Raw genomic sequence first — 21,793 nt, forward strand, 5'->3', positions numbered from 1 at the left:
TCACCTTAAGCGATTCCGTAACTCTCAAGCCATGATAACACATCATTAACGGTCCAAAAACCGTGCGAACTGCTCTTGAATACCTGATCCTGCTGACCCGGTCTTATCAGGACATATTCGGGAACGGCTTCGATATCATACTTCTCCATCATATCACGGTATTCCATCGCATCGAGCATGAGCACCGTCATCTTGCCGCTGTACAGCTGGGCCACATCCTCCATCGATGCGGTAACTTCAGCACTTTCATTGGACATCGAACTGTAGAAGTAAATCAGGAACGTGCCGCCTGATTTCAGGAGACCTTCAAGATCCGTTATCTCGCGGTACTGGATGCCGTAGCAGGGATTGCCCTCATCATCGAGTTCATCTTCGACCTGTTCATAGACCATGCATACAGCAGGAGCGCTGTATGAATAATCGCCGAGAAAAGCGTTTAAGGCATTATTCTCCTGTTTGGAACAGGAGCACAGGAACATGGCCGCAAGAAGAACAGCGGTCAATGAAAGACGGACTTTGTATCTCACTTTCCGATCAGTCCGATCGCCATCTCTGTTGTTCCGGCGAGCAGGTCGTCACTTACCTTTTCGGCATTGCCGGAATCGACGAGCTTTGTAACCTCGGGATCAAGAGGCATCCTGTCAGTGACCTTTGAACCGATCTCGGCAGCAGACTTCTCAATAGAAGATCCGTCACCGTAGAGCCTTATCTCCTCACCGCAGTGAGGGCACTTAACATAACTCATGTTCTCGACCATTCCGAGGACGGGGACCTTCATCATGGAAGCCATGTTGCGGGCCTTGTTTACGATCATGGATACAAGATCCTGGCTTGTTGCGACAAGAACGATGCCGTCGAGCGGGATAGCCTGGAAGACCGTGAGCGGAACATCGCCGGTTCCCGGCGGCATGTCGATGAGAAGAACATCAAGAGGACCCCAGTTGACCTGTCCCCAGAACTGCTTTATGAGCGAGTTGAGAACAGGGCCTCTCCAGATAACGGGAGCTTCCTTGTCTTCAAGGACCAGGTTTACGCTTACCGTCTTGATGCCCGTGGAAGTCAGAGCAGGTTCGATGAGCTGCTCGTCATTGGCTCTGAGGTTTTCCGTAAGTCCGAAGGACTGCGGTATGGAAGGACCTGTTACGTCTGCATCCATGATGCCGACCTTATATCCCTTCCTTGCGAGCTGAACGGCAAGTACGGATGTGACAAATGACTTTCCGACACCGCCCTTTCCGCTGGCTATACCAATGACTGTCTTTATTGAAGAGCCTGCCGCAAGAGGATCTTTACCCAATGCGGAAGGACATGAATCCTGGGAAGTGCATCCGTTCTTTGACGGACATGAATCACATGCTGATGACATAGTTTTATCTCCTTGTATTATTCGCGTTCATTATAAGTAAATAAGCTATCTTTTTCAATTTCGTAGCCCTTAACCGGCATCCGTCTTATGAACAGGACCGGTAACTTCATCTTCTCCAATATCAAAGATCTCATCGTTCGCGTTCTCGGTCTTTCTCTTGATCAGTCTCATCACAGCGGCACCAGCATCACTCGATCTGACCATGACTACGCTGACGAGACGCTGCTCGTTCTTCTTAAACGATCTTATTAATGAGCCCATCGCGTTGGAAGCCTGTTCCCTGGCAAGCCTCAGGCTCTCCTTCTCCGCTTCGGTGAACTGGTTTGCAAAAGCCTTCTCCTCTGCCCTGTGCTGCGCCGCCAGTTCACGCTCCTGCTGACGGTTATCCGCCAGGAGCTTTCTGTATTGCTCGTAGTGATTTCTCGTAGGCTCGCTTACCGTGACCAGTGTGTCGACAGCTCCGTAGATCTGCGAACCGATCTTGTCGGATACAGCTTTGGTCCCGGTGACTACCTTCTCCATTGCTTCGAACTTCTTCTTGAAGCCGACAATGGTTATTATCGTCGTGACAAGGTCGGCAACAAGGATCAACGTAAAGAAGATGATCAGACCCACCATGACCGGATAATTGACGTGACCGATGAGCCACTTTACCGCGGGATGAAGCACATAGATACCGAGAGAGGCTGCGATACCCCAGTAGATAAAGAATCTCAGACAGATATAACCGCGGAAATTGAGCTTGTAATCCGAATAATCCCACCAGCGCATATGGAAGATATGGTAGAGGATAACGCCGGCGATGAGCTCAACTACGGTGCAGGCTGCAGCCATTCCGAAAAAAATGATCAGGAAGTTGTCCCTGAACGGTTCGAATATCCATATGGCCGCATAAAAGCCAAGACCGTAGACCGGACAGAGAGGACCTGCCAAAAATCCCCTGTTTATGAACTTTCCTTCGGTGATGCCGTAGTATACGACTTCAACAACCCATCCTACAAAACTGTATATGAAGAACATCATGTAGGATTCGATAAAAGGATAAGGTAAACTCATTCTTTCCTGGACCTCATTACCCTGTATCCGCCGTCTATGGACAGAGTCTCACAGTTGCCGAACAGTTCATTAAGTTTGTCCATCGTTGACGGAGCTCCCTGTTTACGCTGAAGAACGACATAAAGGTATCCGCCAGGATTGAGCTGGTCGTAAGCCTGTTCGTAAAAACCGAATACGGTCTGTTTTCCGGCTCTTACCGGAGGGTTCGTCGCGATTATGTCGAACCGCTCTTCCCTTACGGCAAATAAGATATCACTCGACATGAAACGGCAGTTTACGCCGTTGTTTATCGCATTCTCCCTTGCAAGTGCAACAGCCCTTGAATTGATATCAACACCCGTGACATCAAAAGCCATAAAGCATGACTTGATAACGATGCCGACTATGCCGACACCGCAGCCCAGGTCTGCGAAGCGCTCCATCTTGGGGCCTCTTTCCTTGATATCCTTCACGAGTGTCTCGATGAGGAGATTTGTGCCGAAGTCGACATTCTTCCTCGAGAAGACTGCCGAATCCGTAAAGAATTCGAAATTGATGCCGTTCATCCTGTAAGGGATCGTCTTACGGTCTGACGGAGTTATGGGGTTAGGGTCAAAATACTGTGTCATGGTAATCTTTTCTTTAATTCTGTTTTCTCCATTACAAATATAAGCGGTAAGCCTAATACCAGCAGCAGAACAGCTTCGCTGCCCGCTACTGAGAGCATACTTAAGAGCACGGCCTGAAGTGTGACCGAGCTTCCGCTGTCAACCAAAAGGAACGGAAGATATCCGCCGACGATAAGGCCGTTTACGGCGATCGGCGGGATAAGTCCGAGCCACTTATTCTTTTTTCCGATGAAATAAGACAAAACGCCTGCGATAAGCGTGGCCAGAGAGCCGCCTATGACATCCACCGGACCGAGATTTCCCGGATTGATGAGATTCGCGATAAAGCACCCGAGCGTAACACCGGGGATCATGCCCCACGAAAAGATCAGGAAGATGGCCATTACTTCGGCGATCCTCACCTGGATGGGGCCGTATGCGATATTTGCAAAAGGTGCCGTAAAAACAACATAAAGAGCAGCAACGATGCCGTTGAAGACAACGAATCTGATCTGCTTTCTGTTATCGGAACTTCTGGATGCGGTATCGGCCATATTTACATCATCGAGCGGATAGTGTCATTTATCTGGCAGATCCTTACTGTCCTTGCCCAGGGCATCTCGGGAGCCTGGATAAGGCCTGATGAAATGGCCTTGGCACAACTCTCAAACTCATAAACATATCCGTGGTCGTAATCGCCCTCAGCCTCGACCTCTTCGAGAAGAGTATCGTTCGGAGCATAGATGGCAACCTTGCGGTAATTATTGATGTTGCTGAGCTTTATCTTGCCGCGCTCACCGACGATGACGCCGTCCCTGTCAGTATCGGCACACATCGTAACGTAGAAATTACCGAGGATGTTTCCGTCTTCGGACTCCATGGAATATGTGGTATCCCTGTCTATTCCGGAGGAAAACTGTCTTGCAAATACTCTTGCAACCTTTATGTCGTCTCCCATAAACGAGAGCGCAAAGTTAGTCGTATAAACACCGAGATCCATATAGCTTCCGCCGCCGAGGACCGTGCTGTTGAGCCTCGGAACACTTGCGATGTCATAACCGAGATTTGCAGTCACATACTTGACTGCTCCGATCCTGCCTTTGCTTATCCATTCAAGAACCTGCTTATGCAGCGGCAGATAGGATGTCCACATTGCCTCAGCAACGAAAATACCCCTGTTCTTTGCTTCAAAGAAGATACTGTCCGCTTCGGCCCTGCTCATGGCAAAGGGCTTTTCGACGAGGATATTCTTGTATTCCTTGATGCACATGATCGCATGTTCATAGTGATATGTGTTCGGTGTCGCGATGTAGATAAGGTCGATCTCGTCAGACTTGGCGAGCTTTTCATATCCCGTGAACACTTTGGCATCGGGACAATGCGCAGCCGCAAATTTCTTTGCCTTGTTTCTTTCCCTGGAGGCAACGCCCGCTATAACGACGTTCTTATTGCGCTTCAGACTGTCTGCAACTTTAGCTGCTATGTTTCCGCAACCGAGAATACCAACTCTAAGCATATCCGGACCTCTTATATTTATATTAATAGAACGCTCTAATTGTATTTTGAGCAGTTCTTTGTGTCAATCTATGTTTTGAACAAGGCCATTATTATAGACAACAGCCTCTGCTTGCTATATTTTTATTCCTAAAGATTTTCGAAAAAGGAAAATAAACGTGTCGTTCAAATTCCTGGACAGGATGCCGCCCCGCAAGAGAGGCATTATCTATCTTCTGTTATCGTCATTCTCTTTCGCGTGCATGGCGCTGTTCATCAGCCTTGCCGGAGATATGCCCGTCTTTCAAAAGGCTTTCTTCAGAAATCTCGTGGCGATATTCATGTCTTACTTCATACTTGCAAGGTCACCCGAAAAGTTCAGGATAAAGAAAGGCTCCATGCCGGGACTCCTGATGCGCGCTTCATTCGGCACCATAGGCATCTTAGGAAACTTCTATGCCATCTCGCACACCAACATGTCCGATGCCATGATGCTAAACAAGCTCTCGCCCTTTTTCGCGATCCTCACTTCGATAATAGTGCTCAAGGAAGCTGCAGACAGTTTCCAGTGGGCTGCCATCCTTACCGCTCTCATAGGAGCGATCTTTGTCGTAAAACCTTCTTTCCTCTTCGGAAATCTCGGAGTAAGCGGAGATGACTTCTTCCCTCTGCTGGTGGCTCTTATCGGCGGCATCAGCGCAGGCATCGCTTATACGTTCTTAAGGAAAGTCACGCTCAACGGAGAACGTCCGATAATCGTAGTGGCCTTTTTCTCGACCTTTTCGTGCATCGCGCTCATTCCGTTCATTATATTCACCTATCAGCCTATAACCTTGCAGCAGCTGTTCTTCTGCTGCATGACAGGCGTATCCGCATGCTTCGGACAGATATTCATATCATCCGCATATGCAGCATGCCCCGCGAAAGAGATATCGATCTACGATTATTCGACGGTCATATTCACCGCGCTTCTGGGTCTGATCTTCCTGGGTGAAGTTCCTGACTGGCTCAGCATATTGGGATACGCGATAATCATCGGCGCATCCGTGATGAACTACATGTACAACAACGGTCACTTAAGGTTTAAGAAATCCTGAACAACCTTAAGCGAAGGCAGGATGATGTCTGCCAGACTCTTCATCTCATCATCTGGCTGAATGATATCAGGCACCATGACCGTAAAAAGTCCGGATGCCTTGCATGATCTTACCCCGTTGAATGAATCTTCAAGTCCTACGCCATCTTCAGGCTTTACGCCCAGAGCATCACAGGCAAGAAGGAATATCTCAGGATCAGGCTTAGATCTGGTTACCTGGTCTCCGCACACGCAGGTGTCGAAATACGGCAGGGCTCCGAGAGCTGCCATCTGTGAAGTGACTTCCTCTCTTGTCGAAGAAGAAGCTATGGCGATCTTCATGCCGGCATTTTTCATCGAACTCAGGAGTTCTATGGTATGGGGCTTTAACGGAACTTTACCCTCCGCGGCCAGACCGTTATAGATCTCACGGAGCTCACGTTCGTACCGTTCGCCCGGCTCTCCGTAGACTCTCTCAAACTCGTCTACCGTAGCCTTTTTATTCTTTCCGATAACGCTGATGCCATATGTCACGATATCAGCAAAGCCGTATTTCTCACCGATCATTTCCCAGCAATTCAGGACTGTCCTCTCTGAATCGAGGATCAGTCCGTCCATGTCGAAGACCGCTGCTTTGAACCATCTGTTTACGGGCTCCATCAGACCTCCATGGTTCCTTCAAAGACCTTGGCGCAGTTACCTGTCATGAATACCGCATCATCCGTATATCTGATGATGAGATCACCGCCCTTAAGGATAACCCTGATGTCTTCACCCTTCTTGCAGAAACCGTTCTCGCAGGCTGCAACTACGGTTGCGCATGCGCCTGTTCCGCATGCCATCGTCTCGCCTGAACCTCTCTCCCAGACTCTCATCTTAAGAGTGTGGTCGTCGATGACTTTGACGAACTCTGTGTTAACTCTCTCAGGGAAGATGTCAGTTGCATATTCGAACTTGGGACCGATGGTATTGAGATCCAGTACATCGACAAGCTCCGTGAATACAACGGCGTGGGGATTACCCATCGAAACAGCCGTAATGTTATATTCATCGCCGTCTATATTTACCGGAACGTTAATTGCCGTATCACCGGGGAGCGTGCACGGGATCTTGGGCGGATTGAGTTCTGCCTTGCCCATGTCTACCTTTACCCTGGCAACAACTCCGCCCAATGTCATGAGTTCAAGAGTCTTGATTCCGCTCTTTGTCTCGATCTTCATGTGTCTCTTCTTGTGACCGCGCTCATCGTACATGTACTTTGCAACGCATCTTATCGCGTTACCGCACATCATACCCTCCGAGCCGTCGAGATTGAACATGATCATCTTGCAGTCAGCGACCTTTGAAGGAGCGATAAGAACGATGCCGTCACCGCCGACACCGAAGTGTCTGTCACTCATGTAGACTGACAGCGACTCAGGTGAAGACACCATGCTTTCCATGCAGTCGATGTAAATGTAGTCGTTTCCTGCACCCTGCATCTTCGTGAAGTGGATCTTACGTCTCTTATCACGCATGTTGTTGATGTCAACGAGCTCTGTATTGATCTCGGAGAAGTGGCTCATGAGAGAGTCCGCAAGAGCGTCTGCGGTATCAATAGCCGTAAGGCAAGGAATGCCGAGCATGACTGCTCTTCTTCTGAGCTTAACAGAGTCTCTTGCAGGGAGTCTTCCCTTTGCGGATGTCGAGATGATGTAGTTGATATTGCCGCTCTCAATCAGAGACATTGTGTTGTTCTCATCGGATTCGTGGATCTTCGATACGGCTGTTACTTCCATTCCGGCCTGTCTCAGTGCCTCTGCCGTACCGTGTGTCGCATAGAGTTTGAAGCCCATGATGTCGAACTTCTTCGCGATCTCGACTATCTCCATCTTGTCTGAATTTCTTACAGTGATGAATACACCGCCGCGCTTGTACATCTTATAGCCTGCCGCTACAAGGCCCTTGTACAGAGCTTCCGAGAGGTTTCTGCCGACGCCTAATACCTCACCGGTGGATTTCATCTCAGGTCCGAGCTGGGTATCAACGTCAGTAAGTTTCTCGAAGGAGAACACAGGAACCTTAACCGCAGTGTAAGGTGACTGTCTGTAGAATCCGGTGCCGTAATCCATGTCAGCAAGCTTTGTTCCGAGGCTTACTTCGATGGCAACGTCTACCATCGGGATGCCCGTAACCTTGCTCATGTAAGGAACCGTTCTTGATGCTCTCGGATTGACCTCGATTACATAGATCCTGTTGTCCTTTACGATGTACTGGATGTTTACGATACCTGTTGACTTAAGTCCGTCGCAGAGAGCGATCGTAGTATCAGCGAGTTTTTTGTACATATCGTCGTAGATATGCTTTGCAGGATACATCGCGATCGAGTCGCCGGAGTGGATTCCCGCACGCTCAACGTGTTCCATGAGACCGGGGATAAGAACATCCTTTCCGTCGTAGATCGCATCCACTTCGATCTCCTTGCCCTGGATGTACTTGTCGATGAGGACAGGGTTTTCGATACCCTGTGCGAGGATGATCTTCATGTACTCGTTAACGTCCTCGTCGTTGAAGGCGATGATCATGTTCTGACCGCCAAGAACGTAGGAAGGTCTTAAGAGGACAGGGTATTCGAGTGTGTTTGCAGCCTTGAGCGCTTCCTCGAGTGTGAGTACAGAGAATCCCTTAGGTCTTGCGATCCCTAGGCGCTCCAAGAGCTCATCGAATCTCTCACGGTCTTCTGCCATGTCGATGGAATCGGCAGATGTACCGATGATGTTGATGTTATTCTCGGATAATGTTTTCGTGAGCTTGATGGCTGTCTGGCCGCCGAATGCAACGACTACGCCGAACGGATTTTCCTGATGAACGATGTTCATTACATCTTCAGGTGTCAAAGGCTCGAAATAAAGTCTGTCGCCCGTATCGAAGTCTGTCGATACCGTCTCGGGGTTGTTGTTTACGATGACGACCCTGTAGCCCAATGCTCTTAATGCGTGTACGCAGTGAACCGCGGCATAGTCAAACTCGATTCCCTGACCGATACGGATCGGGCCTGAACCGAATACGATTACGGTCTGCTTGTCCTTATCGCCTGCCTTCTCGAAATCAGCTTCGTTCTCGCCGCCTTCCTCAGGTCTGTTGAATGTCGCATAGAAGTAAGGCGTATGCGCTTCGAACTCGCCTGCGCAGGTATCGACCATCTTGAAAGTCGGCTTGAGTTCATATGTTACGGGCTTGCCTGTGATCCTTGCGATAGCCTTGTCTGTGAAGCCCAGTTTCTTAGCCTTTACGTATTCATCGAAAGAGATGTCTCTGCCGGAGATGTTCTTTTCGAATTCGACGAGGTTCCTGATCTTGGCAAGGAACCACATGTCGATCTTTGTCTCTTTGTTGATCTCAGCAATATCAACGCCTCTTCTGATCGCCTCAGCTACATAGAAGAGTCTCTCGTCCGTAGGTGTTACGCAACGCTCCATGAGGTCTTCGTCTGCGACTTCCTCCATCTTCTTGAGGTGGAGTGTGTCAGCAGAGATCTCTGCGCCTCTAACGGCCTTCATGAGAGCGCTCTCGAATGAGTCGGAGATCGCCATGACTTCGCCCGTTGCCTTCATCTGCGTGCCGAGATTTCTCTTGGCATATACGAACTTGTCAAAAGGCCACTTCGGATACTTGACTGCGACGTAGTCCAATGCAGGCTCGAAAGCTGCATATGTGTGGCCTGTAACGGCATTTACGATCTCGTGGAGTCTGTAACCTATCGCGATCTTTGTTGCAACCTTTGCGATCGGATAACCTGTTGCCTTTGAAGCAAGAGCCGATGATCTTGAAACTCTCGGGTTAACTTCGATTACAGCATACTCGAACGAGTTCGGATTGAGAGCGAACTGGCAGTTACAGCCGCCTTCTACTCCCAGTGCCTCGATTATGTTAAGTGATGCTGTTCTGAGCATCTGATACTCTTTGTCTGAGAGCGTTACCGCAGGAGCGATAACGATGGAATCGCCCGTGTGAACGCCGACGGGGTCTAAGTTCTCCATCGAGCAGACCGTGATGACGTTGCCGTCCTTATCTCTGATAACCTCGAACTCGATCTCTTTCCAGCCTGCGATTCCACGCTCGATGAGGACCTGTGTGATAGGAGACAAAGCAAGACCGTTTCTTGCGATCTCGTGGAGCTCAGCCTCATCGTTTGCGATACCGCCGCCTGTTCCGCCTAATGTGAATGCAGGTCTTACGATTACCGGGTAACCGATCTCTTTTGCGAAATCCATCGCATCTTCAACTGTCGTAACGACCTTTGAAGGAATGCAGGGCTGGCCGATGGCTTCCATTGTGTCCTTGAACATCTGACGGTCTTCAGCCTTGTCGATACACTCGGGAGATGAGCCGAGGAGCTTTACGCCGTGGGATTCAAGGAAGCCTTCCTTGGCGAGTTGCATGCAGAGCGTGAGCGCTGTCTGTCCGCCAAGTCCTGAGAGGATCGAGTCAGGCTTTTCAGTCTCGATGATCCTCTTTACTGTCGTAAGTGTAAGGGGTTCGATGTAGATCTTATCTGCCATCGACTTGTCGGTCATGATGGTGGCCGGGTTTGAGTTAAGGAGTACGATCTCGATGCCGTCTTCCCTCAGTGCTCTGCAGGCCTGTGTGCCTGCGTAGTCGAATTCAGCGGCCTGTCCGATTACGATAGGACCCGAACCGATAACAAGGACTTTACGTATTGTTTTATCGAGCGGCATATTATTTCTCCTCCTTGTTTTCCATCATGCTGATAAAGTTATCGAAAAGGAATTCCGTATCCTTGGGGCCTCCGCAGGCTTCCGGGTGGAACTGTACAGAGTAAGCGGGCTTATCAAGATACTTGATTCCTTCGTTTGTTCCGTCATTAACGTTAACGAAATATTCTTTCGCGATATTGGTATCGATCGAATTGCTCTCGACCTGATATCCGTGGTTCTGTGAAGTGATGTAGACTCTTCCCGTCTCAAGGTTCTTAACGGGGTGGTTAGCGCCTCTGTGGCCGTACTTGAGCTTGGATGTCTTAAAGCCGTGAGCAAGTGCAAGGATCTGGTGACCTAAACAGATCCCCATGATCGGGATTCCTGAATCCTTCAGGACCTTCATCGTCTCTATGGCTTTTGTATTGTCCTCAGGATCTCCGGGGCCGTTAGACAGGAAGATTCCGTCGGGCGCAAGCTCCATTACTTTTGCCGCACCGGTATCTGCGGGAAGGAGATGCACCTCGCAGGATCTTTTCGCGAGCTCCCTGGCGATATTGCTCTTGATGCCGAAGTCGAACATCGCGACCTTGAACTTAACCTCACCCTCGGGTGATACGATCGTCTCCTCAGGTGTCGTAACCTCTTCTACGGGATCCTTGATCTTATATGCTTTGATCTCATCTAAAGAAAATTCATCCGGGCGGTCGCAGATAGCGCCGTTCATCGTACCTGATTCTCTCAGGCACTTTGTAAGAGCTCTGGTGTCGATCCCCTTAAGACCGGGAATTCCCTGTTCCTTGAGGAATGTGTCCAGATCTGTCTCACATCTGAAATTGGAAGGAAGATCGCACACTTCCCTTACGATATAGCCCGATACATTTATCTTCGAACTCTCCATGTCAGAAGTTATTATTCCGTAGTTGCCTATCAGGGGAAATGTCTGGACAACTGCCTGTCCTTTGTAGCTCGGATCCGTGAGTGTCTCAAGGTATGCAGTCATTGCGGTGGTGAATACTATCTCGGAAATAACGCTTCCGCAGGCACCCATCGCCTCGCCTTCGTAAACATTGCCGTTCTCCAATACAAGATAACGTTTCATATGGTCTTCCCCCTTTTATAAAAAAGGCTTTTTCCTTGGGAGAAAAAGCCTTGAATTGCAAATCAGCCGAGCAGGATCTCGCGGACTTTTGACCCCATCTGTTCCTTCTCGATAACATCCTTATGTCTTACTTCCAGAGACGGCAGTTCGGCAATGGACTGCGGGATCTCGAGCCCGCTCTCTTCGGCAAGTTCGGCGATAATATCCGGTATAGGCTTTTCATCCGAATATCCGGCTCCCCTGAGCGCGTCCATTACGGCAGGAGCAAACTTGAACGGTGATGCCGTGGAAGCAAAGACTGTCTTGCTCTCGTCACCCGATCTTGTGTGATATCTGCCGTATATATTGAATCCGACTGCCGTGTGAGGATCGATGACATGATCCGTGCGGTCATATACCTCGAGGATCGTCTTCGATACTCCGGTCTCATCGGCGAAGCCGCCAACGAACAGTTTCTGCAGTGACTTTAATGTATCCTTGTCAACGCTGTATTTTCCGTCTTCGCTGAGCTGTCTCATCCAGCCCGTTACCGTCTCGGGGTTCTTACCCGCGATCTCGAAAAGGAGTCTCTCGAGATTTGAAGAGATAAGGATATCCATAGAAGGCGACGTGGTCTTGAAGAATTCCCTGTTGCGGTCGTAGGTGCCGCTTGAGAAGAAGTCGCACAGGACCTTGTTGCGGTTGGAAGCGCAGATAAGCTTATGGACCGGAATACCCATCTGCTTTGCAAACCATGCAGCAAGGATATTACCGAAGTTACCTGTCGGAACAACGATGTTGAATGATTCGGTAAGATCCATCTTACCTTTTCTTATAAGTTCAACATATGAATATACATAATATGCGATCTGCGGAGCGAGTCTTCCCCAGTTGATGGAGTTTGCAGAAGAGAGCATGATGTCATGCTCGTCAAGCGTGATGGCAAATTCCATGTCGCCGAAGATCCTCTTAACGCCGGTCTGCGCATCGTCAAAACAGCCGTTGACTGCAACGACATGCGTGTTGGATCCGCCTGTCGTGGTCATCTGGAGCTTCTGTGCCTCAGATACGCCGCCTGTCGGATAGAATACGATGATCTCCGTGCCGGGAAGATCCTTGAATCCTTCAAGAGCAGCCTTGCCCGTATCGCCTGATGTTGCCGTAAGGATGCAGATCTTCTTGTTAAGACCCGTCTTCTTAGCGGAAGCCGTCATGAGATGGGGAAGGAGCTGGAGGGCTACATCCTTAAATGCGCACGTGGGACCGTGCCAGAGCTCAAGGATGAACTCCCTTTCGTTATATTCGTTGAGCTGAACGAGAGGAACGGGATTCTCGCCCCATTTTTCCTCCGAATAAGCCTGTCTTGTATATTCAAGAAGCTCAGTTTCCGTAAAATCCGTAAGATACTTGGACAGAACGAAAGCGGACAACTGGTAGAACTCCATTGTCTGCATCGCTTCAAGATCTTCTTTTGTAAGCTGCGGGATAGACTCGGGTACAAAAAGACCTCCGTCGGGAGCGATGCCTCTTATTATCGCTTCGCTTGAAGAAAACGTTCCTTCATATCCTCTTGTACTTATATAGTTCATTCTGTTTCTCCCTGAGTATCGGATGCCGTGGTCGTCTCTGCCAGAATAGCCGCTAATTCCGTAGTGCTTTCCGTAGTCGTTTCCGTGGTCTCTGTCTCACTCTCAAATTCGATGGTATGGCTGACAGTGTCCTGGGCAGGCATACCCTCTGTGTTGATCGTTCCGTAGCTTGATTCGTAAGCGCTGACAAGTGCCGACACTTCCGGATCGTACCTGTTCCTGTGGAACTCCCTGTACAGGTACTCGAGCCTGTCCTGGGCGGCAGCTCCGGCTTCGATCTGTTTTATCAGAGGAATAATACCAAATATGATAAGCAGCGTCACTAGTAACATTGACAGAATTACGATGCCTGCGACGACTAAACTTTTCATCTTCTCTCTCGGAGATTTTATATCCTCAATATCTATTGAATCATCAGGCAGCTCATCGGCAACTCCGCCCGAGCGCATCATGATGTCTCTTCTCTCTTTTGCAGAGGCCATTTGAGGCGGTTCGGAACTCTTCTGTGCCTTCGTCAGGATCGGTGCCTGGAAGTTAGCGCGGGCCGCAGGCGACGAACCTGATGCCATCTGGGCATTCTTCAGTTTTCCGGCGATATCTGCAGGCGGAAGATCTTCCGGAGGATTCTTTATATCCTCCCTGACCATCCTCAGCGCCTCCTGGGCAATGGTCAGATACTGTTCAGTACCGAGGACTCCCTGAATGGCAAATGCCAGACTGCCCTCAGCCCTTTTGAACTGACCTTCCCTCGCAAGACAGAGTCCGAATAACAGTGCCGGATCTCCCCATTTCTGATACTGGGAGATCAACGGTTTTAAGAATATCTGAGCAACGTCAGTGCCGTCGCCCTGACTGTTCTGCAAAGCCCTGTTGTACTGGCGGACTATACGGGCCTTCTCTTCATTGCTGACATCGAAAAGAATGAGACTCGATTCATTGATAGGTTGTATCATCATGCATAAGCTCAGATAGTCGTGCATTTAATCAATCCTTTCAATTCGGCCCTTATCTGACCCGTAAGATAGAGCGATCCCGTGGCAAGAAGGATCATCCCGTCTTCAACGCACTTTGAATAAGCAAGCCTTGTTCCTTCAACGGGATCAGGGCATACCTCCAAATTGTCGCTGATATTATACACATAATTGATTTTCTGTGCGAGAACATCGGCAGGTTCGCTCCTGGGGTTATCAGGGGTCACCGCAACGGCGCTCTTTATGTTCAGACCGCACGTTTTATAGGCTTCGAGAACACCTGTTATCTCCTTGTCGGCCATCGCGCCCATGAGAAGTCTTACAGGTTTGCCTCTGAGTCTGCCTCCCAGGATATCGTTCATGGTCTCGCCAAGACTCATGGCGCCCTGAGGATTATGGCCGCCGTCCAGTATCACGGCAGGCTCAAGGCTCATTATCTCCGCCCTGCTCTTCCATCTGGCAAGCGCGATTCCCTCCTTTATGGCTTCAGAAGAGACACCGCACTTCTTCGCCGCTTCAATGGCCGTGATCGCATTTCCTATCTGATGCCTGCCGTTAAGAACCGTTCTGTAGATGGTGTCCTCATATGTAAATTCCATGTGGCCGTCTTCGGTAAAACGCGCGCCATCAAAGGCTTCTTTGCTGCCCGCAAAAGACAGCGGTATGCCTTTCTCTTCCGCTTTTGAGATCAGGGTCGCCCTTACATCCTGCTTCATCTCTTCCGGCAGGAGCATGAGATCCGGATCAAAACACACCGCAGGCGAACCTTCCTTGAAGATGCCTGCCTTTTCGCCCGTTATCTCAGAGATCGTATTGCCCAGAACGCCCGTGTGATCAAGGCCCATTGCGGTAATGACCGTCACCAGGGGATCTTTTATGATATTCGTTGAATCAAGCCTGCCGCCAAGTCCTACTTCAAGGACCGCCACATCGATCTTCTTCTCCGCGAAATACAGAAAGCAGATGGCCGTGATAAGTTCAAACTCCGTAGGCTCATCACACATGCCTCCGGCGATCATCTTCTCCCTGGCTTCTTTTACCCGGGCCGAATACTTTTCGAGATCTACGGAAGATATCTCTCCGTATGAATCGTCGGCTATATATTTATCCAATCCGGCTTTTCCGTCGATTATCCTGATACGCTCGGAGAACCTCTCAAGATAAGGCGATGTGAAAACACCGACCGTCTTATCTGAAGCAGCCATTATCGATGAAATGAATGTCGCAACGGAACCCTTGCCGTTTGTTCCCGCAATATGGACAGACTTAAAACTGTCCTGGGGATTGCCGAGAAGGTCCATCAAAGCGGTTATCCGCTCAAGGCCGGGTTTGATGCCGAATTTCAAAGCTCCTTTCAAAAGATCAGGCACCTTTGATTCAGGCATCGGCCGCTTCCTTTCCCGAAGAAGCTTCTTCAGACTTCTGCGCCGGCTGCGCATTGTAATCCACCATGTCCTTCTTCTTGAAGACCATGAGCTTGCTCAGTACGTAATTTGCAATGACAACAAAGACACAGTTGATCAGTTTAACAAGATAATCATATGTAAAAGCGAATGAGCCGATATAGGTCATTGGCGTTTCTACCGGAACCTTCGTGATCAGCTCGCAGATCCATACCATGAGATACATTACACCCAGTTCAAGAACTACAAACGATAATACTCTTGCGCCTGCAAAAGCCAGCAGTTCTCTTAAGATGCTTCCTTTGGATCTGAATACCGTAATTCTGTTAAGGAAATAGGCCACGATGACCGCAACAATCCAGCCGACGATCTGTTTGACCGCAATCTTAAGGGAAAACTCAAAACCAAAAACAGAGAGACTCATGTCTGACTTAACGAGCAGATCAAAAAGAATATAAACTATCCAGTTCGCAACCGTCGTAAGTCCGCCGCTCACAAGATACATGAAGAGTTTGCGCTTCTTTTCCTGACTCTCTGTAAAACTCGGATCACCGAATACGATCTTTTTAACAATTCCCATTTCCTTTATACCCGCTTCGGTCTCGGACTTGTCCTGTCGGAGACCATCCTTCTGATGATATATACTGTTATGGTAATAATAACCGCCTCAATAATAGCAATAACAAGGAAAACGTCAAACAGATAAGAATAGAGAAGTTCCGCCTTCTTGTCGGCAAACCTGTATGTGCTTACCGTTCCGTCGGTCTGGTTATATCTGTAGAAATCCTTAAAACCGTTCTCATCGGCCAGATAAAGGATAAAGTCCCCGTCATCGTTGAGATAGCCGTTTAAGAGCATGGTCCCGTTATCAAATATTGCCGGCTTGAACTCTTCAGGGATCATGACATCGTCAGGAACTTCGACAGACTTAAGTATCTGTGATGTCTCGATGATGGTATTCTCCGGTTCATATTTGATCACGGTCTTGGCGGTACTGTTATAGAAATAGAAACCGGGCGACTGCGTACCGTCATAAAGGTAGATCAGAACGCTCGTAACACCGTCCCTGATATATGCGGGAACACTGTATCCGTTGATGTATCTCGTGGTCTGTGAAAATCCTTCGGGGATGACTGCTTCTTCCGGAGCATCAAGGAATGTATAAGTATTACCGTCTACATCGACCAGCAAAGCGTTGTCGGGGATGTTACTCTCTCTTCGTACGACATGGATCGTATAGTGCATGCGGTTGATACCGTCCTGGGCCGTAACATCCACGGTGACCGTATTGTCACCGACATTGAGATACTGGTTTCCGTTGATGCTCACGGCAGCCCATGAGTTGCTCTCGATAACGCTGACCTGCACTTCCGTTACGGAAAGTTCGACCGAGCAGGTGTATTCGGTTATGTTCGGATTGAATTCGGGAGTGATCGACGCGCCCCTTACCTTGAGCGACGAGAGGGTTGCGTTGCTGGAAAGTCCGCCACGTTTTATCGGAAGAGTTACCCCGCTTCCGATGCTCACAGACACGCTCTCTTCAGGAGATGTAAAAGAACCGCATTCGCTGATCCAGCAGTTGATGTCACCGCTCCCGTTCGGATATATCCTGAGCGTAACGGTAAACAATACAACCTGTTCCTCGGAAGCAAATGATGCGGATATTGTCTCCTCGCCGTTCTCGTCAGTTCCGACGCTCATCATCTGGTCCATACCGCTTACAATGAGCTCACCTTTGGTCTGTGTCTCGGTATATGCGTAATTAGTAAGTTCCTTTCCCTGATCGAACGCGACAAACTCCGCCTGATCCGCATCGTAATTGAAACGGACAGGACCGAATTCCGTAATGCCGGGCATGTGATTTGCAACGACATCGACTATGATGATGTCCCCGGGACCGATATCGGAAGATCTCGTAACGGCTGATATCACCACCTGCGAATCGGCATTTACCCTGTCAGCCTTAAAAAACGCCATGCATACCGACGCAGCAAGCAGCAGTGCCAGGAAAGCGCATCCTGACTTTGCCGCAAACAAAACCGTCTTTTTGCCGATCAGATATCTCATTAAGGCAGGCTCCCGTATGACGCAGGCATATTCTCGTATACCGGAATTATAAATTCAAAACCGGCTTCCGTCATTCCTATCGAATCATAACTTCTGTAATATCTCATACCTTCAGAATACGCCATCTGGATATTCTGCGCATACTGATGGTTATACTTCTCCGTTCCGTCATCGAGCACGTCGAATTTCTGAAAGTAAAGAGTATTCTGTCCTTTGTCTATATAGCCCGTTGCTATCCATACGGCTCCGCCCTTAATCGCTTTCTCAACGGATGTCCACGGGAGCAGATACGACGCTTCGGTTTCAGTTATCTCCTGACCTTCCCAGTCTCTTCCCCACTGCGCGTATTTAGCACCGTTTATTACCGCGCCGCCGGGTTCTGTCGTCGCATATGCTCCGATATTATAGTAATTGTAATAGCCTTCAAAACCGGAAAGATCGCCCCTGGACAGAGCGGATTCACCGGAATAGCCCATCTCCTGGATTATCCTGCTCGCAAGAAAATAGGGCGATACGCCGGCATACTCTCCGGCCTCATAGATGATCTGCGCATAGTCGTAGTCTCCACCGTCCATGAACGAACCTTTGATTATCGATCTGACGCCTTCAACTGTATGGACCTGCGGATCAAACCCGAGCATCTCGAACATGAATATCCTCTCTGGTGTAAAGAAATTTCTCGGATCCAGATAGTAACTTACGACTTCCGTCTTGGCGGCCATCCAGTCGGGTTTGTCGTAGACCTGGCTGTTCGGCTTGACCCAGGACGGATCGGTGGAATTCTGGATGAGGCTCCTGCCCTTGCTGTCTTCTGCCGCAAGCGCGGTTTCAAAAGAAAGATTGGTATAGTAAGGCGTGAAGACATATGACGGCTTAAGATTATGCAAAAGCCACAATCCGCTGTAATAGCTCACGGGGAATCTCTGAAGCGTGTTCTCGTAGAAATCCCCGCTGTCATCACCGTTCAGGAGATAGAATCTGTATGAATCGGATGTTCCGTCAAAGCTCGTCACAGTACATGTGATGACGGTCTCTCCCTGTGGCAGCTCAAATATCTGTCCCTGGTCGAGCATAACCTCACTGCCATTAGAACCGGCTTTTATGGAAATGTCTGCCGAATAGCCTTCCAACGCCGTGCACCTGAAAGCGATGCTCTTCGGGTTCTTTGAATAATATGCATAATCACGCTTGAGGAACTCGAAATCAGGATAGATATCAACAGCTTCCTCGGTAGCCGCATCAGCGATATAAAGGCCCGAGAGAGCTCCGTTTATCGGAATGATCCCCGCCTTTTTCCTTTCGACCTCATAAGTGTTGTTTCCGCTGTCGGTAAGTTTAACCTTCGTATCCTCCGGTCCGCCCGACACTGCCATATAGGAACCGTCGAAATATGCGCATTCCCTTGACTGTATCATCGCATAAGAGATGTCCTTTTCGATATCCGAGCCGGAACCTGTACGGCTGACGCAAATATAATAGCAGTTGGACACGCCGGCAATACCGGTCTCCTCCTGAACTGCTGCCGTATCCTGCTTTCTTCCCCTCAGCATCAGATAAGGGATGCCGGGATTCTCATTCGATCCTATGAGGTCTCCCTTAAGGTCGTAAAGAGATACCCTGATGTCGTCGGAAAGACCGGCAAAATCTATGTAGCAGTCCTCTTCGCCGCAGTCGATCATGTACCACGATACCGCTTCACCGCCGGGGATAAAACCATAGGCAACAGAACCTGGTGTTACGGTCTGCTTCTCGGGGATAAGTATCTCGCCTCCGGAGATGACGGTTCCGCGCCCGTCGGAACTCCTGAGGAGCGCATATACCTCATGCCTTCCGGGAATGCAGTCCGCTGTATCCCATGAGAGGACAAATTCCCTGTAACCGTTGTTATTGCCGTCTGCATATTTAAGGTATCCGTAATAGAGTGAACCGTCGACGAAAAAGTCGGTCCTGACCTCGTCTCCCGTGGCAGTATATGAACCGGTGGCTTCCCTTATGCCGACAGTATACTGTTCCGCAGAATCAATGGCCGTCTCAAGGCTGACGCCTGAAATGACCGATCCTTTTCCGGAAGGCTTTCCGGAAGCCCTGAGTTCCCTGTCCTCAGCCGCGAGCGCATTGTCTATCGCGGCTATCCTCGAGCCTTTCTCCAGGTCTTCAAGAATGTATCCGATCTCATCCTGACGCTGCTCTCCATAGATAACATTACATAAGTCAGAAGCAAACTGCTGGTCTGATATACCGCCGAGCAGATACTCGGGAGAAGTCATGACCGAGATGACATAGTCACCACAGGACACGAGTCCGTCCTCCACATGCGATCTTGCGATCCTGACTTCCGTGTCGGATGAGGAAGTAAGCGCTGCCGCACGGACGACTATATCGTCCGCCTTTTTCATCGTCTTCCTGTCAGGTTCTTTGATGCCGGTATCAAGACAGACGGCTGTAATGACCGTTGCGGCGATCGCAAGGACTCCGCTCAGGGCCGCTACGGCAAAATACTCGGGGCGCCTGATAAACAATTAAGTGTCCCTCCCGGTGATCTTGTCTAACGTATAACCGTAGGAAGGAACGAAGTGTTCCATGTAATATCGCACCTCGGGCATATCCATTTCGCTGATGGTCTTGCCTGTCGCCTCCTTGGCGGCGGAGAACTCGGCGTTGCCGGTGCTTTCTTCCCTGAGGCACTTTATATATGCGGCTATCTTGTCAGCCGCCTTTACGAGTTTATGAATGAGGATCTGCTCTTCGCCGGTAATGTCGGGAGCCAAGAGTTCCATATATTCCGCTCTCATCTCTTCATCATCGGGAAGCAGTTCGACAAGGCTCGCAGCAGCCTCCTTCTCGACTTCCTTATAAGCCTTCGTGATCTCCTTGTTCCTGTACTTGATGGGTGTCGGGAGATCACCTGTCAGGATCTCGGTGCAGTCATGGTAAAGCGCATAGGCCTGAACCTTGTAAGGGTCCGGCAATATCGCGCCTTCCTTATCCTTCTCAAACTTGTTGTGGAGAAGAGTAAGACAATGTGCAATGACCGCTACGTCGAAGCTGTGCTCTTTGATGTTCTCGGTTCTGCTGTTGCGCATCAAAGCCCATCTTCCGATGTACTGCATGCGGTCCAGCATGGCAAAAAAGCCGTATTCTTCCTTATTATCCATATCTTTTCTTCCTTTAACTCTTATACATCTCGTTGAAGCACCCTGCCGCAAACGTATCTGTCATGCCGGCAATGTAGTCTGACACATAGATAGGCAGAGGCGTATTTTCTCCGGCTTTGTACTCCGGATGGTTGCAGACAAATTCTGCGAATTTTCTTATCGATGACGATCTTGATTCCGTCGCCTTTTCAACATTCTGAACAGCCTCGTAGAAAGCATCGAAAAGACCTTCTATCATGACTTCGCAGTACTTCTCGTAGGTTTGTACCCTGGGTGCCCTGTATATCTTCGCGACATTCTCGTTCAGAGTGTGTTCGAGCGCGTCGCCCGCATGATCGCTCATCATGATGCAGCCCTTGTCTATGCTGTTCTCGATAATATCCTGTACGAGGAAATTGATTATCTCGGAATTTGAGCTTCCCAATCCGTCTGCCACGACCGGAACATCAAACTCGCTCGCGATAACGCCGGTCCTCAAGGCATCCTCGATATCCCTTCCCACATACGCGATCTTGTCGGCAAATCTGACGACACATCCTTCCATGGTTGCGGGACCTTTGCGGTTCTTCTTGGGAATGAGATAAGACAGATCCTCCTCGGTCTTGTCCCTGCACGGTTCGAGCTTTCTTTCCGAATAGTACTCGCCGCAGTGGCTTATGATACCGTCCCTGACCTCAAATGTAAGATTCAGTCCGTTATCGCCGTTGTGCTTTTCGAGAATGTTCAGCACGCGGAGACCGTTTGATTCATGTTCGAAATAGAGTTTGTCGTCGACTTCCTTGAGTTTCCTGTTAAGGATCCTCTCGCCGCTGTGACCGAACGGTGTGTGTCCTACGTCATGCCCCAGAGCGATCGCCCTGATAAGGTCGACATTGAGGTTAAGCGCGCTTCCGATCGTGGAGGCAATATAGTCGACATAGATGACATGCTCGAGTCTGGAGCAGATGTGGTCGTTTGCGGGATTGAAGAAGACCTGTGTCTTGTGCTTTAGACGTCTGAACGCCTGGGAGTATATGATCCTGCCCATGTCACGCTCGAAACAGTTACGGATGTCGCCGTCTTTTTCCGGCTGGATCCTGCCTTTTGAATCGGAGCACCTGGTGGCATTGACACTCAGGATCTTGTCCTTCTGGGTCTGAAGCATCTTGATCTTTGCCCTGGTTGCTTCGGATATCTTGTCCGACTTTCCGATACTGGCGACGCTGTCCGCATAAAGATCCTGGAAACTCAGATTGTCTGTCATCTTTTTAGT

Annotated in this window: 18 protein-coding genes; 1 reads left to right on the forward strand and 17 read right to left on the reverse strand. The window is 49.4% G+C overall.

The window, feature by feature from the left end; translation table 11 throughout:
- Positions 1–5: 5 nt before the first annotated feature.
- From BO18_RS16930 to BO18_RS16955, 6 genes are all read right to left on the reverse strand, one after another.
- Positions 6–527 carry a thioredoxin domain-containing protein gene (locus BO18_RS16930; protein ID WP_034448221.1) on the reverse strand — a complete coding sequence of 174 codons (522 nt, stop codon included), beginning with the start codon at positions 525–527 and terminating at the stop codon, positions 6–8.
- The gene (locus tag BO18_RS16935) at positions 524–1,366 is read right to left on the reverse strand and encodes an Mrp/NBP35 family ATP-binding protein (RefSeq protein ID WP_034448222.1); all 843 of its coding nucleotides are present in this window, start codon (positions 1,364–1,366) and stop codon (positions 524–526) included. Before BO18_RS16935 ends, BO18_RS16930 begins: the two co-directional genes overlap by 4 nt.
- 69 nt (positions 1,367–1,435) lie before the next feature.
- Complete coding sequence (locus BO18_RS16940; RefSeq protein ID WP_051688871.1) at positions 1,436–2,422, reverse strand: putative ABC transporter permease; 987 nt, start codon at positions 2,420–2,422, stop codon at positions 1,436–1,438.
- A complete protein-coding gene (locus BO18_RS16945; protein WP_034448223.1) occupies positions 2,419–3,030 on the reverse strand; it encodes a class I SAM-dependent methyltransferase in 612 nt (203 codons plus the stop codon). The genes BO18_RS16940 and BO18_RS16945 overlap by 4 nt, the downstream gene beginning before the upstream one ends.
- Positions 3,027–3,563: a QueT transporter family protein gene (locus BO18_RS16950; protein WP_051688872.1), complete on the reverse strand. Its 537-nt coding sequence runs from the start codon at positions 3,561–3,563 to the stop codon at positions 3,027–3,029. The genes BO18_RS16945 and BO18_RS16950 overlap by 4 nt, the downstream gene beginning before the upstream one ends.
- A gap of 2 nt (positions 3,564–3,565) precedes the next feature.
- On the reverse strand, positions 3,566–4,525 hold the full coding sequence (locus BO18_RS16955) for a Gfo/Idh/MocA family protein (RefSeq protein ID WP_034448224.1): 960 nt from the start codon (positions 4,523–4,525) through the stop codon (positions 3,566–3,568).
- 157 nt (positions 4,526–4,682) lie between these two features.
- On the opposite strand from BO18_RS16955, the gene BO18_RS16960 reads away from it, so the two are divergent.
- Positions 4,683–5,600 (forward strand): DMT family transporter, encoded by a 918-nt coding sequence (locus BO18_RS16960; RefSeq protein ID WP_081861108.1) that lies wholly within the window; start codon positions 4,683–4,685, stop codon positions 5,598–5,600.
- On the opposite strand, the gene BO18_RS16965 is transcribed toward BO18_RS16960, so the two are convergent.
- The 11 genes from BO18_RS16965 to BO18_RS17015 all read right to left on the reverse strand — a co-directional run bounded on the left by BO18_RS16965 (position 5,576) and on the right by BO18_RS17015 (position 21,784).
- Entirely contained in the window at positions 5,576–6,238 is a 663-nt protein-coding gene (locus tag BO18_RS16965) for an HAD family hydrolase (protein ID WP_034448226.1), read from the reverse strand. The two genes, BO18_RS16960 and BO18_RS16965, sit on opposite strands and share 25 nt — an antisense overlap.
- The gene (carB, locus tag BO18_RS16970) at positions 6,238–10,296 is read right to left on the reverse strand and encodes a carbamoyl-phosphate synthase large subunit (protein WP_081861109.1); all 4,059 of its coding nucleotides are present in this window, start codon (positions 10,294–10,296) and stop codon (positions 6,238–6,240) included. The genes BO18_RS16965 and carB overlap by 1 nt, the downstream gene beginning before the upstream one ends.
- A 1-nt stretch (position 10,297) precedes the next feature.
- Positions 10,298–11,377 (reverse strand): carbamoyl phosphate synthase small subunit, encoded by a 1,080-nt coding sequence (locus tag BO18_RS16975; protein ID WP_034448227.1) that lies wholly within the window; start codon positions 11,375–11,377, stop codon positions 10,298–10,300.
- Positions 11,378–11,439: 62 nt separating this feature from the next.
- Entirely contained in the window at positions 11,440–12,945 is a 1,506-nt protein-coding gene (gene thrC, locus BO18_RS16980) for a threonine synthase (RefSeq protein ID WP_034448228.1), read from the reverse strand.
- On the reverse strand, positions 12,942–13,901 hold the full coding sequence (locus BO18_RS16985) for a hypothetical protein (protein ID WP_034448229.1): 960 nt from the start codon (positions 13,899–13,901) through the stop codon (positions 12,942–12,944). The genes thrC and BO18_RS16985 overlap by 4 nt, the downstream gene beginning before the upstream one ends.
- 8 nt (positions 13,902–13,909) lie before the next feature.
- A complete protein-coding gene (locus BO18_RS16990) occupies positions 13,910–15,301 on the reverse strand; it encodes a bifunctional folylpolyglutamate synthase/dihydrofolate synthase (RefSeq protein ID WP_034448231.1) in 1,392 nt (463 codons plus the stop codon).
- A complete protein-coding gene (locus BO18_RS16995; protein WP_034448233.1) occupies positions 15,294–15,899 on the reverse strand; it encodes a GtrA family protein in 606 nt (201 codons plus the stop codon). The genes BO18_RS16990 and BO18_RS16995 overlap by 8 nt, the downstream gene beginning before the upstream one ends.
- A gap of 5 nt (positions 15,900–15,904) precedes the next feature.
- A complete protein-coding gene (locus BO18_RS17000; RefSeq protein ID WP_034448235.1) occupies positions 15,905–17,386 on the reverse strand; it encodes a cadherin-like beta sandwich domain-containing protein in 1,482 nt (493 codons plus the stop codon).
- On the reverse strand, positions 17,386–19,905 hold the full coding sequence (locus BO18_RS17005; RefSeq protein ID WP_034448238.1) for an N-acetylglucosaminidase: 2,520 nt from the start codon (positions 19,903–19,905) through the stop codon (positions 17,386–17,388). Before BO18_RS17005 ends, BO18_RS17000 begins: the two co-directional genes overlap by 1 nt.
- Positions 19,906–20,541 (reverse strand): 5'-deoxynucleotidase, encoded by a 636-nt coding sequence (gene yfbR / locus BO18_RS17010; protein ID WP_034448240.1) that lies wholly within the window; start codon positions 20,539–20,541, stop codon positions 19,906–19,908.
- 13 nt (positions 20,542–20,554) lie between these two features.
- On the reverse strand, positions 20,555–21,784 hold the full coding sequence (locus BO18_RS17015; RefSeq protein ID WP_051688873.1) for an HD domain-containing protein: 1,230 nt from the start codon (positions 21,782–21,784) through the stop codon (positions 20,555–20,557).
- Between the last annotated feature and the right edge of the window lie 9 nt (positions 21,785–21,793).

It is taken from the genome of Butyrivibrio sp. AE2032 (assembly GCF_000702965.1).